The sequence below is a fragment of the Mucilaginibacter sp. genome (genome assembly GCF_036568825.1).
GTDB lineage: Bacteria > Bacteroidota > Bacteroidia > Sphingobacteriales > Sphingobacteriaceae > Mucilaginibacter.
The window spans coordinates 1-17976 of the sequence record NZ_DATCRU010000005.1 but is presented as its reverse complement, the minus strand read 5'-3'; the positions used below and the strand labels follow the sequence as shown (position 1 = coordinate 17976).

General features: G+C 41.3%; 8 protein-coding genes. 1 reads left to right on the top strand and 7 read right to left on the bottom strand.

The annotated features are described in order from the left end of the window. Positions 1-122: 122 nt before the first annotated feature. The 7 genes from VIM89_RS01010 to bglX form a co-directional block, all read right to left on the bottom strand. Entirely contained in the window at positions 123-1670 is a 1548-nt protein-coding gene (locus tag VIM89_RS01010; protein WP_488154254.1) for an FG-GAP repeat domain-containing protein, read from the bottom strand. Positions 1671-1883: 213 nt separating this feature from the next. Then, complete coding sequence (locus VIM89_RS01005; protein WP_488154253.1) at positions 1884-3446, bottom strand: FG-GAP repeat domain-containing protein; 1563 nt, start codon at positions 3444-3446, stop codon at positions 1884-1886. A gap of 16 nt (positions 3447-3462) precedes the next feature. Beyond that, entirely contained in the window at positions 3463-4782 is a 1320-nt protein-coding gene (locus tag VIM89_RS01000) for a vanadium-dependent haloperoxidase (RefSeq protein ID WP_488154252.1), read from the bottom strand. A gap of 8 nt (positions 4783-4790) precedes the next feature. Further along, the gene (locus VIM89_RS00995) at positions 4791-8297 is read right to left on the bottom strand and encodes a VCBS repeat-containing protein (protein WP_488154251.1); all 3507 of its coding nucleotides are present in this window, start codon (positions 8295-8297) and stop codon (positions 4791-4793) included. Between the two features lie 149 nt (positions 8298-8446). Then, positions 8447-10333 (bottom strand): RagB/SusD family nutrient uptake outer membrane protein, encoded by a 1887-nt coding sequence (locus VIM89_RS00990; RefSeq protein WP_488154250.1) that lies wholly within the window; start codon positions 10331-10333, stop codon positions 8447-8449. A 27-nt stretch (positions 10334-10360) separates the two neighbouring features. Next, on the bottom strand, positions 10361-13672 hold the full coding sequence (locus VIM89_RS00985; RefSeq protein ID WP_488154249.1) for a SusC/RagA family TonB-linked outer membrane protein: 3312 nt from the start codon (positions 13670-13672) through the stop codon (positions 10361-10363). 865 nt (positions 13673-14537) lie between these two features. Then, a complete protein-coding gene (gene bglX, locus VIM89_RS00980; RefSeq protein WP_488154248.1) occupies positions 14538-16847 on the bottom strand; it encodes a beta-glucosidase BglX in 2310 nt (769 codons plus the stop codon). A gap of 214 nt (positions 16848-17061) precedes the next feature. On the opposite strand from bglX, the gene VIM89_RS00975 reads away from it, so the two are divergent. Continuing rightward, complete coding sequence (locus VIM89_RS00975) at positions 17062-17823, top strand: NUDIX hydrolase (protein WP_488154247.1); 762 nt, start codon at positions 17062-17064, stop codon at positions 17821-17823. Positions 17824-17976: the final 153 nt, after the last annotated feature.

The window sequence follows — 17976 nt, the reverse complement described above, 5'->3', positions numbered from 1 at the left end:
GACGCAAAATTTGTCTGAACTATGATTTTAATGATTGAATGAAAACTATGAATAATAAATATTCAGGAATCAAGCCAATCCATTAGTCATGTGGATCAAGGTTCAGACAGCAAAATGATACGCTATTTTTTAGCAGCGTTATTCCTCAACACGATCACCGGCAAATGCTGATCCCATTGAGGCGCAAATCCTTTTTGATTCAGCAGTCCCCGTCCGTGGGTTGAGAAATTTCCGAGAATAATGTCTTGGTTTCCATCCTGGTCAATATCACCTACTTCCATCGTTAGCCAGCGTCCATATTGATCGATCGGTAATTCATGAGCGGTAAACTGGTTAGGCTTGGTTTGCTCCAGGTAGGTAAAACCCGCAGCCGGGTGAGATTTAAAATCGGCAAAGAATGCGATAGTTGCTATATCCAGGTCGCCATCATGGTCAAAGTCAGCAGCGATGGCTTTGGTGCAGCCATCGATATGATAAAAATAGGTCTGCTTAAATTTCCAATCCCCCTGGTTGGTGAAAATATAAACGCCATGATATGGCTTAAGTACTTTTGAATAGTCGCTGTTGTCACCGCAAGTATATAATATGTCTGGCCTGCCATCATGATTAAAATCAATGAACTGGAAACTGCTCGAACCATATACCGCAGGAAAATGCAGCAGATTTTTCGTGATAAAGCCACCTTTATGATCATTGAGGAACATCCAAATGCCCTCGTCAGCCTGGGCAAACAAACACATCACATCGGGCCAGCCATCATTGTCAAAATCACCGGTTATTAATTGTTCACCGCCCGGTATATCCCTGATCACGGTTTTCTTAAACGAACGATCAGACTTTTGCTGCAGAAGATATAGTCCGCCACGGTCGTGACCAAACCCGCATACTACATAATCAGTTAAACCATCTTTATTAAAATCAGCAGCAACAGTTTGGACTGCCCTGGGAAGACTGTCAGCAAATACTTTCTGTTCTTTATTTTTTGCGTTCAGACTAATCTGCACCACTTGTCCTTTTTCAATATCCAACGGAGGCAGCATGCCTATGCAGGTTAATATGGCATCATTTGTTTTTTCCGGGAAAATAGCTCCTGTAACAGAAGAAGACATTTTTTGGATGAGATTTGATCTCAGGTTCTTATCCCACCGGTAAAAATTGCCTGCCGCATCGCCGCTATAAAACTGGTGATCATTACTGTTATAAGCCAAAAGGGTAGTCATGGCAATTGGAGCCTTAGTATTTTCAACGGGCTTAACCAAACTAAATACCGACCAGTCTTTTGACGCCGCAGTTACGGGTTTAGGGATAGTCAGGTTAACAGGTGCAGTATGCTGAAAATAGGCAACTATTTTTTGCCATTCTACAATATTCAAGGCTGATTTTTGATCAGCGAAATACTGGCCGTGAAAATTGTTGATATACAGTTTTTTTGCCATTGCAGGCAAAACACCGTTTACCCAACTGGCACTATCTATCAATGAAGGATCAGGCAATTGGTGACAGCTGACACAATATTTTTTTGCAAGCTCTTTGCCGTCAGCTATGTCACGTTTAAGCCGGCTCTCAGGGGAATTATCATTGCAACTGTAGGTAATAAAAATGATTGTAGTAAAAGCTGATACAATCAGAAAGCAAAGTTTATTAGAAGATAGTCTGAATTTTGCGAACATTTAATTAAGCTATTTATAAGTTACCCACAACCCATAGACCACAATTATACCTTTTAATTGCTGCTTCTTTTTTCTTATTTCCTGTAATAATTATGATACTTTTAATTAAAGTACATACGACAATAAACCACGTTGCAGTTGCTTACAGGAAATGACTTGAACAAAAACGTGCATATGATTTCTCACATGCACGTTTTCAAGAATTAAAATAAATTATTTTTTATTGTGGTTCTCTAATACTATTAATGGCAGGTTTATATCCCAGAAAGGTTTTATTTTAGAATCAATCATAAAACCCTTGGCATAATTTCCTAATACAATATCCGGTCTTCCGTTGGCTTTACTTATGGTATCGATCCCCATCCATCTTCCATATTTATTCACTGGTATAGCATGAGGTTTAAAATTCATTGCCTTATCTTGTTCAAAATAAATAAATCCCTCATTCGGCTTTCTTCTCAAATCAGCAAAGAAGGCTGTAGTTGCAATGTCAATGTCACCGTCGCCATCAAAATCGGTTGCTATTGCTTTAGTGCATCCGTTTATAGGATAAAAGTAACTTTGTTTAAACTTCCAGTCACCCTCGTTTAAGAAAATATACAAGCCATGATAAGGCTTAAATATCCTTGAATCATTAAAATTATAACCACAGGTATAAATCAGATCCAATTTTCCATCATGGTTCATATCAACCAATTGAAAACTTGTTGATCCATACACAGGCGGAAAATGAAGCAAATCTTTCTTTGTAAACCCACCCTTTTGGTCATTCAAAAATAGCCATAATCCTTCATCACCTGATCCAAACAGTACCATAACATCCGGCCAGCCATCATTGTTAAAATCACCAACCCTCGCTTCCACAGCACCGGTTTTTTTAATAATTGTATTTTGATCATAAGTATGATCCGCTTTTTGCGTCAGCAATAGAACCCTGCCCGATTTATTACCTTGTGCGCAAACAACCAGGTCTGTTCTGCCGTCTTTGTTAAAATCACCCTGCACTGTTTGTACAGGACGAAATACTTCACTTGCTACAACTCCAGGCACGGTAATTTCATTTTTATCGCCAAGATTCACCGTAACTAGTTTTCCATTAGGAAAATCCATCTTTAAAAACTCTCCTACACAAGTAACCAATGCAGTATCCGCACCCTTTTCATTTTTTGTAAAGATAGCGTCCACTCCCGGAGACGGAAGCTGGGCAACAGTTCGCATTTTTAAATTACGGTCCCATTCATACAATTTGCTGTTCGTCAGGTCGCTGCTGTATATTTTTTGGGTAGATTGATCAACAGCGATCATTGTACTGTAGCTGACCTTATCTAATGGATTAGGTTTTAGCAGTGAAAAACCGGCCCAATCATTCAACAACGGAGTTGGAGGAGCTGCAACCGGTAATGAATCCGGAGCAACTTTTTGAAAATAATCTTTAAGTATTTGTAAATTTTCTAAAGATATTCCCCCTGTATCTGTTGGATTTTTATAAAACGCTGTCCCATATGTTGAAACTTTCAGGTAATGCGCCATGGCCGGCAGTGTGTGAATGGTCCATACTTCTTTTGTCAATGCGTTCGCAGGAACTTCAGCATGGCATTTTGTGCAGTAGATTTGCACCAATCTTTTTCCGTCTTCAATAGTATTGCCTATAGCCTTAAAGTCATCACCCGGTGATTTGGGTTTATTATTACAACTGTCAAATAATATTGTTCCGGATATCAAAAAGACAAATGACAATAAATAGATAGTGTAAAGCCCGGTTTTGGTTAGTCTCATAATTGGTTTATCGGTATTATTTAGTCAGTTTTAGTTTTTGCCAGATGTATTCGCCCACCTTCTTGCCCTGCTCCGCTCCCATCAGCGAGCTGTTCTTAAAGTGTATCCCGCCATAGAAACGGCTCATCGCTGTTTCCTCGGCTGCTTTATTGAACGAGTCAAAGTGTCTCTCCAGTCCAATGTATTTCTTATCACTGGTATCCCGGAAGGCAAAGTTATCTCCAAACACATGGGTCAGTACTACTGCTGATGCCGCACTGATGGTGCTGTGTCCTGCTGTGTATTCAGGGAACGGTGGGGTTTGTAAAAGCGGCAGCCAATTATGGTCGATCTTTTCGTTGATAATCGTTACCGGCCGTTCTGTACTGAATTTGTATTTCACCTGCCAGCAGGTAATAAATGATTCAAACAAGGCTACCGATGTTAGTGCATAAGCCTGAGCCGTTTTTACTGCATCAGCATGGCTTTGTTTGCAGGCGATTGAGGCGATTCCCATCCAGTGGCCTCCGGGAGTGATCTTCTTATCAGCGAACATCATATGTCCATTGTGTTGCACCACAAAAGGATTGTCATCCCAATAGCTGGCTATCGTTTTTTGGTCTTTGGTCAGGGCTTTGCTTTGTTCATAGGCTTCTACTGCCTGTTTAAAGAAAACACTGTTCTTATCATCGCTGTAGACCGGTGGTGCCGGTGGCGGGAATATGCCTGACGAATCGACTAGCAGGGTATGCATATCCCCCCAGCAGTATTCTACCCCATCCATATAATCCGGCGGTGTTGGACGCCATTTACCCGGGTCATCGCTGCCCAGGTATTTAGGCTTACCGCGTGTTTGTGGGTAATGATCTACATTGGCTCTTTTCAAGATCATATTTCCTACTTTTTCGCCAAAATCTACCGAGCGGTTATAGGTTTCTTCATCCAGGTTATCCTTAAAACGGGCATAAACTTTGTCCTCGTATTTTTTTAAAGTATCTACCGAAAAGGTCACTTTATGAGCCACAGTAAAGAATGCCTTGGTGGCTGCCAAAGTATAATCATACTTTTTCCCTTGTTCCGGTTCCGGCGCCTTATCAAAGCCCTTAAGCTGATCGGTGATCGAATTATACTTCGGATCAGCATAGCGGATAGCTTCATAAGCTGCCAACGAAGTGTAGCCATAAATACGGGCCGCTACCGGTGGAGTGAATACATCATAGATGATCACATTAGTCAGCTGGTCCTCGTTTTCATGCAGCACTGCTGCATCGTCGATTGGACCACCGGATGATTTTTGTTTACAGGATGCGGCTAATATCAAAGCGGCACAAGCAAATAATATTTTTAAGATTTTCATAATCAATCCTATTTCACGGGGATATTCCTGGTATGACCGAAGCTGTCTGTAATAGTAACCGAAGCCATTGTATCATCAATATTTATAAATCTGCCGGATTGCGACAGGAATGAATCACCATAGTAGAATTCCTGTTTGCTGATCTTTCCGTTTTTATACTTAATCATAGCAAACATATCCGTTGGCTGCAGTTTAACCAGGTGTACATTCCGTTTCAATTCGAATATCTTCATCACATCCCTATTTTGACTGGCCGCCAGCAGGTAATTTCCGTGTGCACCGGCCACTTTAGCCAGGGCCTTGCCATTTCCCGGAATATAAATGCCTGATTGTAAAATACTTAAAGGTTTAAAGTCGCCTTTACCATCTCCCTTCAGCATCAGGCCATTAAATGCATCGTAGCGGCCTGTTGTAAGTTCGGTTCCGTAATCATTACCGTTCATTACTACATCAAGATTGCCATCACCGTCAAAGTCGTCCACACACATACCGCAAAGCTCCGATAGCTGTGCCTGCATAGGCAGATTTATCATGGTAAACTTGCCTTTTCCATCATTTCGGAGATACACAGATTGTAAAGTGTTTGCCTTAAGCCTCAGTGCGCCCTTTCGCATTTCAGGGGGCAGTACTTCGTCCATCGTGGCAGTCGCAAATGACTTATAATTCTGGAATTTCACGCGCATGCTTATCATCTGCTTAATAATATCATCACGTGTATGCATAGGGAATTCTTTCATTTTTCCATCCTGATCCTTAAGGAAGACGGAAGGGAATGCATCATAACTGCCATTATTGTCAAAATCTTTAGCGGTAATATAAACAGGATACTGATCACTAGCTTTAAAGAACGTATTTAAACCCGTGTTACCTACTATGTAATCAATCCGGCCATTATGTTCAAAATCACCGGCAGCTATAGTGTTCCACCAACCCAGCTTATCACTTATGCCGGTATTTGCTGTCTCATTTTTAAATACACCATGATCATTCTTCAGGAACATGACAGGCATCCATTCACCAACAGCTACCAGGTCGGGCCAGCCATCATTATCAAAATCGGTAAAAACTGCATCGCAAATAAGGCCTGCATCTTTCAGATTTTTCGCTACAGATGAGGTAACGTCCGTAAACTTAGCATGGCCGTCTTTACTGTCATTCCTGAAAATAAAACTTGAAACAGGTTTAGGGTAATTCCATGGGTCAACCCTGCCTGACACAAACAGATCCAGTTTGCCATCTTTATTATAGTCAACAGCACGTACACAAAGCTTGCTGGTGGTATTACGAGGCAGCGCATCGGTTACTTCGGTAAAGTTTCCTTTGCCATCGTTTAAGTATAACCTATCCTGGTAATAAGGAGACCCAGGTTGATTGGCATAACCACCGCTGGCTACATATAGGTCGAGCTTACCATCACCATTGGCATCGAAAAGTAACAGTCCCTCGTCTTTAAATTTTTCGCCGGGTTTAGCCGGAGTCGATAACAAATTTCGTTGGATAAATTTACCATCGGGCTGTTGAAGGAATAATTGCGATGGATATTTTGAAGTTCCCCCTACTATAATATCATCCAATCCATTGCCGTCAACATCTCCCACAGCCAATCCGGGAGAATACTCTGAGAGCTTGTGTGGCAATAGTTTCTGTACGCTAAAATCAACAAAATCCTCATCCTGGTTCTTGTAATTTACACCCAGCATCTTTGTTACTTCACGGAACAACGACTGTTTATCAATTTCAGGTTGTTTAAATGTATAAGAATCTTGTGCATTTGCAATGTTAACCTTCAATACCTGGTCGGCTTTTACATTTTGAAAAGTTTGTTTTTTACCATTTTGCCAGCGTATCACTACAGAATCAAGTGCAGTAACCTTACCCAAACCAAAATGTGCCATATTTTGAATAGTAGATAAGTACCCCCTATATGGGGTGTTCTCATATACCTGGTGTTTGCCGTGATCATAATAAATATCAGCCCACGTACCTATTCCATTTATATTATTGGCGCCACCTTTAAATGTAATATTCAGGTAATGGCTGTCCTCCGGGTGCTTTTCCCTCGAAGTATTTTTATAGATCATGGCCTCATCATTCAAATTATTGATGATTACGTCCATATCTCCATCATTATCCAGGTCGGCATATACTGCTCCATTTGAGAATGTAGGCGTTTTAAAACCCCACTCATCTGTCACATCTTCAAATTGCAACTTACCATTATTTCTAAAAGCGAAGTTTGGTATCTTAACTATCGGTATCTGATCTAATATTTGCTTTTTAGAAGCAACAAAATACGATTGCGCCCTGAAATTCATAAAATCATGGTCCGTTACATCCCTCGGGTATCCATTAGTTATGATTAAATCGCGGTACCCGTCATTATCAAAGTCTGTAAGTAATGGCCCCCAACTCCAGTCGGTTTGAGAAATATTGGCCATAAAGGATACATCACTAAAAGCCGGAGCACCAATAGAATCATTTTGCCCTACCCTCGGTCCCTGATTTAGTTGCAAGGTGTTGCGGGGATATTGATATTGATGCTCATAGTGATCGTAGTTTTGGAATATCTGATAGCTATCCGGATTCATAAACATCTTCTTCCTGTAATTGTCAGGCGGGTTCATATCCAATTCAATTACATCTGCCAGGCCATCGTTATTGATGTCTTCAATATCCTGTCCCATGGCACTCATAGAAGTGTGTTTAAAATACTCCTTTGACCTGTCAGTAAATGTGCCGTCGTGATTATTAATATAAAGGATATTATCCGGTAAAAAATCATTCGTTACATAAATATCCTTCCATCCGTCCCGGTTAATGTCAACGGTTGTCGTAGCATGGCCATATCCTTCTATTTTTATGCCGGCTTGCATAGATACGTCATGAAAAACAGGGTGTTTCAACCTGGCATCCCAGTCATTCCGGTATAGACGCCCGGTACTTTTTGCTGTTCCATCTTTAATAATCGGCCTGAATAAACTTGTATTATCTTTTGGATCAACTTCATTAACGGTGAGGTACATATCCAGGTCGCCATCGTTATCATAATCGAAAAAAGAAGCCATTGTAGAATGGACAGTTACATCCAAACCGTATCCTTTAGCCATTTCTTTAAAATGAGGAACGCCATTTTTATCAGGCCCCTGATTGATGTATAACAGGTTACGTCTTTTCGATGAATCGGTTAACAAGGTGTAACAGACGTAAATATCTGGCCAACCGTCGTTATTAATATCCACCACGGCAACACCACGCCCCCAACCTTTACTGCCGCCTACGCCAGCTTCGTCAGTAACGTCTTCAAATTTAAAATCGCCTTTATTAAGATATAATTTGTTCGACACCGCATTTCCTACAAAATAAATATCCTGCAGACCATCGCCATTAAAATCGCCCACACCAACGCCTCCGCCATTGTAAATATTCAATTTGTCCAAAGGGTTTATAGTGTCATTTTCTATTACAAGGTTATTAAAATGTACACCTGAGTTCGAGGATGATATTTGTTCAAACAATTTTGCTTTTTTACACGAAAACATCGAAAAAAGCACCATAAGAAGTAAAAAAGGGCGCAGGATTCTCATTTGACTATTATAGACGAATGTATAAAAAAAAGAGGCGGAGATAAAATATCTCCCCCTCTTTTAAGAGTTTTCTAATAAAATTAATAGAGCGGATTTTGCTTTAACTTATCAGCACCTTCGATATTAATTTCACCCTGTGGAATAGGATAAACTTCGTCTCTGCCTGCAGTGAAGTGTGCAGCCTTCAGAACAGGGTTATCTATGCGATTATCGGCTTTATAATAAGCATTTAAGATACCCGCCATAAAACCTGTTGGCTCAGGACCGCCAAAACGGCCGTCGAAGCGCTGAAGATCGAAGAAACGTTGACCTTCCATACCAAACTCCAGTTGGCGTTCAGTAAGGATAGCCATAAGTGCATAAGATAATCCGTTAGCGGCAAACTGACCGCTATATTGGCTACATACATAATTTGCTGCTGGTGTAGTACTAGCACCTTTAGATGGATCGCTTGCATTTACATATTGATACACCCAGTTTGTTGGCAATGCTGCCCTTGCACGAATAGTGTTAACATCAGCTTCAGCACCTGCAAGATCACCTGTTACTGCTAATGCTTCAGCTCTCCACAAAATAACATCAGCAAAACGGATAATATTATAGTTCATTGCAGAGCCCTGGCTTGATGCCCAGCCTGCGCCATTATCTGTTGTAGATGACTGTGCCGAATGGTAGAACACGTTCTTTTTAGGAGTGTATGGAACCAAGTCACCACGGGTCCATGGTTCACCACCGCAAATACCCCAATCCAGGTATGGTATACCGCGACGGCCCATTGTCCAGTCTAAACGTGGATCCAAAGGAGCTGTTGAAGGTGTAAACGCTGTGCTGGAACCTATGCCATGGTCATTTTTCAGGCCGCCGGGAACGGTAGCTGTACCGCCATTGGTAACATTATATAAAGGAAAACCTGTTGTCGGGTCGGTCTGAAACATTGGCAAACCATTAGCATCAACCTGATAAGCATTAGCCAGGTTATAAGAAGGTACGTCAAAACCGCAGCATCCGGTAAAAGTACCGCCACCAGGGAAATTCAGGATATCACCTTCATCGTCATTCTGACCGCCTGAACCATCATTTACTGCCATCTGAGCGGCGAAGACGCATTCAGGGCCATTCTCAGTCTGTGCATTAAAGTTATTGGTAAAAGGGCCTAGTGCATATTTAGCACCTTGAGAGGTTGTACCATTGTTGATCAAATCATTTAACAAAGGTAATGCCTTTGCATATGAGTGTTTACCGCCGGTTAAGTTATCATACATATATGCTTTTGCCAAAAATGCTTCGGCAGCATAATAATTAGCGCGTCCGGCCTGAGGCTGGGTTTTTGGCAATTTGGCCATTGCGTCTGTGAAATCTTTTTCAATTTTATCCCAGATCGGCCCTGATGTATTTGGCACATTGTAGTTGCCTGCCACATAAGTTACTGTTTCATCAACGTAAGGCACATTCTGAAATGTTTTTGCCAATTCAAAGTGATATACCCCACGTAAAAACTTTGCCTCGGCAGTTGCCTGATCTTTGTCATCCTGGGTCATTGATCCGTCAGTTACTAACGGCAATTCCTGGATAACACTGTTAGCCCTTGAAATACCAACATAATTAACCTGCCATTTAGATGCAACATAATCGTTCAGCAAGCTGATACCAGCGTGTCTTTCAACTTCCGGTGCATCCGGAGACTGGTCATCTGTAGTTGATCCTTTGTATGCATCATCCGCGCCCATTCCACCAATAGACCAGTTACTGATACCCCCGCCATACTGGCTGTGAGGCTGCCCCTGGTAATATCCGTCAAGCAGGGAGTATGCGCCGATTAATAAACCATCTACCCCCGACTTGGTGGGTATAAGCTGCGCTGGCAATGCGCCGACTGTGGCTTTATCTAATGCCTTTTTGCACGAATAAAGCGAGCCAAAGAGGGCAAATGAGCCAACAATAATAATTTTATAATTTAATTTTTTCATAACTATGTTATTTAACTTCGTGAATCATTATTGAAATGATAAGTTAACACCCACCATATATGTCTTTTGATTGTTAGGATAAGCTCCCCAATCAACACCTGAAGATACGCTCTGTTGTGAACCAGAAGCATTTGAGATCGACGGAACTAACTCAGGATCTAAACCGGTGTATTTGGTGATGGTAAACAAGTTAGTCACCTGAACGTACACGTGCAATTTAGTTACACCAACTCTCTTTAAAGCTTCAGGAGCGAAATTATAACCAATTTGCGCTACGCGGCATTTCAGGAATGATCCGTTCTCAACATAGAAGCTGCTTGGTGCAGTACCACCAACTGAGTTAGCAAACGTTGTAGAAGGAAGAGTTGCCGATGGATTGGTTACTGTATTAGTTGTTGGATCAACTATAGCTGATTTGGTTAACAGGTCGATATTCTTACCACCGGTGAAACTGTGATAAGTATCTGTCCAGTATTTAACATAATTAAAATCTTTGTTGCCTTGTGAACCATATAATACCATTGAAAGGTCAAAACCTTTATAGCTGGCATTAATATTCACACCGTAAACAAAATTCGGGTTAGGATTACCGATAAATGTTTTATCGTTTTCATCTACCTTACCATCATGGTTTGTATCAGCATAGATATATGAACCTACTGCTGCACCTGAATAACTTGGCAGACTAGATAACTGTGATGCATTTTGATAAATACCAACTACTTTATATCCATAGAACTCACCAATAGGCTGACCGATCTGCTCTCTAACAAACGATCCGATACGGGAACCGCCCAGAACGTCAAAGAATTGCTGACCTGTGTTCAGACCTGTGATTTTGTTCTTATAAGCAGAAATATTCGCGCCTACGCTAAACTTGAAATCCTGACCAATGTTGTCATGATAAGTTGCGCTGATATCCCAACCTGTGTTCTGCACGTCACCTACGTTGATAAATGGTGCAGTAGCACTACCCACAATTGCCGGCAACTGTAACTGGAACAACAAACCGCTAACCGATTTTTTATACCATTCAACAGTAAGATCTAAGTGATTGAACAACGAAGCATCCACACCCAGGTTAAAGATCTTGTCTGACTCCCAGGTTGTTTTAGGGTTACCTATACCTGTTAAAGTATAACCGGTGGTTACACTGCCGTTTGAACCATCAATTGGATAACCGGTGCTTCCGAAACCATAACCATAAGTATTCAGATAGTTAGCGCTCGGAATGTTGGCATTGCTACCGGCTACACCGTAGCTACCACGCAATTTAAGTTCCTGTAACCAATTAACACTTTTCAGGAAATCCTCCTGGGCGATTCTCCAACCCAATGATACAGATGGGAAAGTACCCCATTGTCTGCCTTGAGCAAAAGCAGAGAAACCATCACGGCGAATTGTAGCACCTAACAGATACTTATCAGCATAAGCATAATCGACACGGCCGAAAACAGACTCGGTGGTCAGTGGCTGAGCTGTATAGGTAGTTTGACTACCGTTTAAGTTGATTGACGATGGGTTGGTTGTTTTTCCAACGTTAACAAAGTTAGGATCAAGCGACACGAAATTTGTTGCATAAACACCTAACTGCGCACCACCACTGTTTTTAAGCTCCCAGCCACCAAATGCGCTGATACTATGCTTACCAAAAGTTTGCTTATAACTAAGTGTATTGGTATAGTTATAATTCCAGAAATAATTAGAAGCTTCAGTATAGTTGTTAGGATTACCATGAGACTCATAATCCTGGTATGGGTTATAACCTGCATAATAGAAGAAGTTATTCACCGTGTTACCACTGAATGCAGTACGAACTGTAAAGTGTTTCAGGAAATCTGCTTCAGCGAATACAGTACCCTGCATGCCCCAGAATTTACTTTGGTTATTTGCTGACTGCATTTGCATAGCAACAGGGTTGCTACCGTTACCCAGCGGCTCACCACCCGGGCCATCATAACCACCGCCAAAATTACCGGCAATGTCGTAAACAGGGATAAGCGTCAATTCGCGATAGGTATAAGAAATACTGCCGCCTTCCTGCTGTTGGTTGTAAGGGCTGCCACCGTTATTTTCACGATAGTAAACGTAACCGGCTTCACCAAAACGGAAATGATTGTCCAGTAAGCTGTAAGTGTTGTTAACACGCAACTGGTATCGTTTTTCCCATGTTTCGATCAAAGTACCTTGTTGGTTCAAATATTGTAATGAATATAAGAAGGTATTTTTATCGCCACCGCCGCTTGCACTAATCGTATGGCTCTGCATTGGTGCGTGTTTAAATATTTCATGGAACCAATCGGTACCCTGCTGGTTGAATTTTTGAACCAGGAAGTCATTACCCGGATTTGCTTCATCAAAATTGTATAGCTTAGTAACAGCAGGATCATTGGTCACGCCTGCACCTGCACCATTGGCATCGGTAAAAGGAGTATTTGGCGCGGCAACACCGTGATAGCCATAAACAGGTAAAGACCATGTTCCGGTACCATTAGGATCGTACAAAGACGGGCCTGCACTATCACCTTCCTGCTTGGTCAATTGCATCAGTTGTGTTGGTGTCATCAAATGCCAAACATTTCCCTGTAACGGCACCTGATCGCCATAGTAAGCATCATAATTAAACTGGGTTTTGCCAGCTTTACCTTTTTTGGTTGTGATCACGATTACACCGTTACCACCAGATACACCATAGATAGCGGCAGCACCGGCATCCTTCAAGACGCTGATACTTTCGATATCATTAGGGTTTACAGTTTGCATACTGCTCTGTTGAACACCGTCAACGATGTACAACGGAGAAGTATTACCAAAGTTGGAAATACCGCGGATAGTAACCGTACTTGGAGCGCCAGGAGCACCTTCGTTAATTACGTTCACACCAGCTGCCTGGCCTTGCAGTAATTGTTCTGATGAAGTTACAGGCACTTTCTTGGCATCATTTACAGCCACAGTTGCTACCGCACCGGTGATGTCCTTTTTAACCTGTGTCTGGTAACCTGTTACTACCACCTCGTTAAGGGTGCTGTTGGCAGCTTCCAGTGTAATGGTACCTAATGATGCGCCGGTTACTTTAACCGATTTGGTCTGATAACCTATATAGGATATCACAAGCACATCGCCGGTATTTGCACTGACAACGAAAGCTCCGTTTACATCAGTCACAACACCTGTGTTTGTGCCCTGAATTTTTACGGTAGCTCCAATTACCGGTTGCTTGTCATCACTCCCGATGACTTTACCGCTAATCCTTGTTTGCGCTGTAACTACCAGTGAGGAGAGGATGCATAATATCATTACGCATAGTGTCCTTCCTTTTAGAAGTAAACTTTTAAACATGAGATTTGAGATTTAGTTGATTAATTTATTGATTTAGTTGATAATTGAAATTCTAGCTAAATGCCAGCAATTGCCGGTTTTATTGACTGGGGTCAAAAAGAGCTATGCGGTGCCCTCTGTAGTGGTTTGAGAGACAAGAGGCAACGCACATAATAGAAATAAGTAAAAGTTTTATCATTTAATAGTTGATAATAAATTGTAAAAAACAATCACTGTTCCTTGCTTCAATGCATCCGGGCACCATTTTCGGGCCGGAACATTAAAAAATCATTATGTTATAATTATATCAGGTTATACAGGTTAAACCGTATTCCGGAAGAACCTAATTGGTACTGCATCTAATTTAAATAGAGTGTACTGTATACACAAGGACGATTTGAAGATTTATAAATTAATTATTTTTTTACGATTTAATTACATATAATCAATAAAAAAATAAGTTTTATTTGAAAATAATTCAACAAAATTGGCATAAAGTTAAAAAAATAACAATGTAAAAAAGCTATGATACTGTAATGCAAAATTGTAAAACCTGATAATTCTGCCTTTTAGGAACAGAATCGGCGATCGCCAACTCAAAATTTTTACAGAAACAGGCATTATTCAGGCTCTTTTTAAGTGATAAAATATGTTAAAAAAACATCATAATTATATATCGAAGTATCAGTTGTTTTACAGCTTTAATAAACGTTAATTTTACAGTTATTAAAATCGGAAAATATAAAAAAAAACTGCCCCCAGATTGTTTAAACAAAAAAAATGGCCGCAATTGTTTAAACAACTGCGGCCGGAACATCCATTATTCTCCCTTTATATTTCTCTTAAATTTTTATTCAAAACAGGCAAAATAATACCATTAAATTTCTTACTTATTCCACTGTACAGAAGCACTATGTACATCGCTTGAATTGGTGCCGATTTGCACAATAAACTCGCCTGGTTCCCAGTCATATTTCAGTTGGGTATTATAAAATTTCAGGTCATTTGTTGTGATATCAAAAGACACTTCTTTTTGCTCACCGGCCTTAAGCGTAATCTTCTTAAAATGTTTCAATTCTTTAACCGAACGACTGATGCTTGCAACAGGATCGCTGATATATAATTGCACCACTTCCTCGCCATCCATACTACCTGTGTTACTTACAGTTACGGTAGCCTTAAGCGTTTCGTTGCCTTTCAAATTGGTTTTACTCAGCTTTACATCACCATATTTAAAGGTAGTATAGCTTAAACCGTAACCAAACGGATACAATGGTGTATTGGATACGTCGATATAATCTGATTTAAATTTAGCCGGGCCTTTATCATCAAACGGGCGGCCGGTATTTTTGTGTGCATAATATATAGGTACTTGTCCGACATTCTTAGGGAATGTTGCTGTGATCTTACCTGATGGGTTGTAATTGCCAAATAACACATCGGCAATAGCATTGCCTGCCTCGGTACCTGGTGCCCACACATCCAATATGGCATTAGCATGCTGATCTTCCCAGGTTAAAGTAAGCGGACGACCATTAAACAGTACCAATACAATTGATTTACCCGTTTTAAAAAGCGCCTTTAATAGCTCTCTTTGAGTTTCAGGTATATTAATGTCAGAACGGCTTGCTGATTCGCCGGTCATATTAGCCGACTCTCCTACTGCTGCAACAATGATGTCTGCTTTGTTTGCGGTTTCAACAGCTTCATCGATCATTTGCTGAGCCGGGCGATTATCTCTTTCCTGTTTCATACCAAAGAACCAGGCACGTTGATTTAATAAAGAGTCATCCGTAAAGTTCGATCCGCGTGCATATAATATGTTAACGCCTGAGCCTGCCACTTTCTTTATACCGTCAATAACACTTACAGATTTTTTAGGATCACCCGCTATTACCCAGGTACCCAACATTTCTGAATGGTTATCAGCCAGCGGCCCAATCAAAGCTATCGTACCCGATTTCTTTAATGGCAATATTTGGCCTTTATTCTTTAACAATACAAAAGAGTGTTCAGCAACTTCACGGGCGGCCAGGCGATTAGCCTCCGTCAGTTCAACTTTTGCCTCTACACCGGCATTGATCGATTTATAAGGATTATCAAACAAGCCCAGTTTATATTTTGCTTCCAGCACACGACGGCAAGCCTGATCTATTTCCTGTTGGGTTACTTTTCCTTCTTTAAGCGATTTTTTCAAGGTCTTTAAAAAGCCCTCGCTCACCATATCCATATCCAGACCTGCTTTTAAGGCTAATGCTGATACTTGCTCCAGATCGCCTAAACCATGAGCAGATAATTCGCTCACTGCGGTATAATCTGACACCACAAAACCTTTAAAGCCCCATTGCTTGCGCAGCAAGTCGGTCAGCAACCATTGGTTAGCAGTTGCAGGTACACCGTTAATAGTATTGAATGAACTCATGAAACTACCTGCGCCGGCATCAACAGCCGCTTTGTATGGCGGCAGGTAATCCTGGTACATTTTTATAGGGCTCATATCAACTGTATTATATTCACGGCCAGCCTCAGCGCCACCATATAATGCAAAATGTTTTACGCAGGCCATCACCGCATCACTGTTTTTCATACTGGTACCCTGGTAACCTCTTACCATTGCTTTCGCAATCATCGAACCTAAATAAGGATCTTCACCCGATCCTTCAGAAATGCGTCCCCAACGCGGATCGCGGGCAATATCCACCATTGGCGAGAAAACCCAGTTAATCCCCTCTCCTGTTGCTTCGGCTGCAGCGATTCTGGCAGAGCGTTCGATCAGGGGCATATCCCATGTCGCCGACATACCCAGCGGAATCGGGAAAATAGTACGATGTCCATGGATCACATCCAATCCGAATATTAAAGGTATATGCAGGCGTGAGTTCTTAACCGCCAGTTCTTGTGCCTTGCTGATATAATCGGTACCGTAAACACCAAATATTCCACCGATATCTCCCTTTTTAATGCCTTCCTCGACACCTTTATTTACTATGGAACCGGTAAGCGCACGGCCACTGGTTACCAGGTTAAGCTGACCGATCTTTTCATCAAGGGTCATCTTTGCCATCAGTTGTTTTACAAAAGCATCCATCCTGGCATCGCTGCTGCCGGTTTGGGCCACGGCCATTGCTGGCGGTAATATCAATGCAGATATTACTGCGATCTTCCGGGATACCCGGGATAAGAAATATTTTTTCATCTTAATTGAATGAAAACTGGTTTAAACTGGTGTTGGAACTTGATAAATAATATCTTTACAAAATTAAACCATAATAAACTGGTTCTGACGTTTTAATAAATTCAAGTTCAAAAATTGGTTATTGCACTTTCGCTGTGAAAAGCTTGGTGTATTTTGAACACAATAGTATTTATTATAATTCAGATAATCAAAGTATTTTTGAATAAATCATAAAATGTTTAATAAACAGGAGCTTATAGATTTTTGCGAAACGGCGCGCAGCAGTTATCTCGATCATATATCGATCGACTGTGTGGTATTTGGCTTTCATGAAGGACAATTAAAAGTGCTGGGCCTCAAAATAAAAAATGAAGCCTCCTGGTATTTGCCCGGCGGATTTGTAATGAAGGACGAACCTATTGAAATGGCCGCTAACCGTATCCTGAAAGAGCGTACCGGGCTCGACGAGATATTCTTGCAGCAATTCCGCGTATTTGGTGATCCCGATCGTGCAAGGCCGCACCACGATATGTATAAGGATATGCTACCACCAGAAGAAAATTGGTTCTCCATGCGCTTTTTAACCATCGGCTATTACGCCCTGGTTGACTTTGTAAACGTGAACCCCACTCCGGATGGCCATTCTGAAAGCTGCACATGGTACGACCTGACCGATCTGCCCGATTTCAAGCTCGATCATGCACAGATTATCAAGTCGGCATTGGATACTTTGCGTCTTCAGCTCAACTATCAGCCTATCGGTTATAACCTGATGCCAAAGGAATTTACCATGCCTGAACTACAGAAACTCTACGAAACCATCCTTGATAAAAAACTCGACCGACGCAACTTCCAGCGCCGTATACTTGGGTTCGGAATATTGAACCGCTCCGAACAACCACGAAAAGGCGGGGCGCATAAAGCACCCTACCTGTATTCATTTGATTTGAAGAATTACCAGAACGCGTTAAAAGAAGGATTAAAGGGAGGATGGTGACGTTTGATTTCGGAATGCGGAATTGTGATTTCGGAATTTTTTTGATTAAATCCGAAATCGAAAATTCGAAATCCGAAATATTATCCATTTGAATGTATCCCCACCACATTCTCTTCAGTATCAATAAAGAACGCCATATATCCTATCTCATCG

What these genes read in the sequence shown, in the direction of transcription:
- VIM89_RS00985 (WP_488154249.1), bottom strand. Translation starts at nt 13,672, where the DNA reads ATGTTTAAAAGTTTACTTCTAAAAGGAAGGACACTATGCGTAATGATA.
- bglX (WP_488154248.1), bottom strand. Translation starts at nt 16,847, where the DNA reads ATGAAAAAATATTTCTTATCCCGGGTATCCCGGAAGATCGCAGTAATA.
- VIM89_RS00975 (WP_488154247.1), top strand. Translation starts at nt 17,062, where the DNA reads ATGTTTAATAAACAGGAGCTTATAGATTTTTGCGAAACGGCGCGCAGC.
- VIM89_RS01010 (WP_488154254.1), bottom strand. Translation starts at nt 1,670, where the DNA reads ATGTTCGCAAAATTCAGACTATCTTCTAATAAACTTTGCTTTCTGATT.
- VIM89_RS01000 (WP_488154252.1), bottom strand. Translation starts at nt 4,782, where the DNA reads ATGAAAATCTTAAAAATATTATTTGCTTGTGCCGCTTTGATATTAGCC.
- VIM89_RS00990 (WP_488154250.1), bottom strand. Translation starts at nt 10,333, where the DNA reads ATGAAAAAATTAAATTATAAAATTATTATTGTTGGCTCATTTGCCCTC.
- VIM89_RS01005 (WP_488154253.1), bottom strand. Translation starts at nt 3,446, where the DNA reads ATGAGACTAACCAAAACCGGGCTTTACACTATCTATTTATTGTCATTT.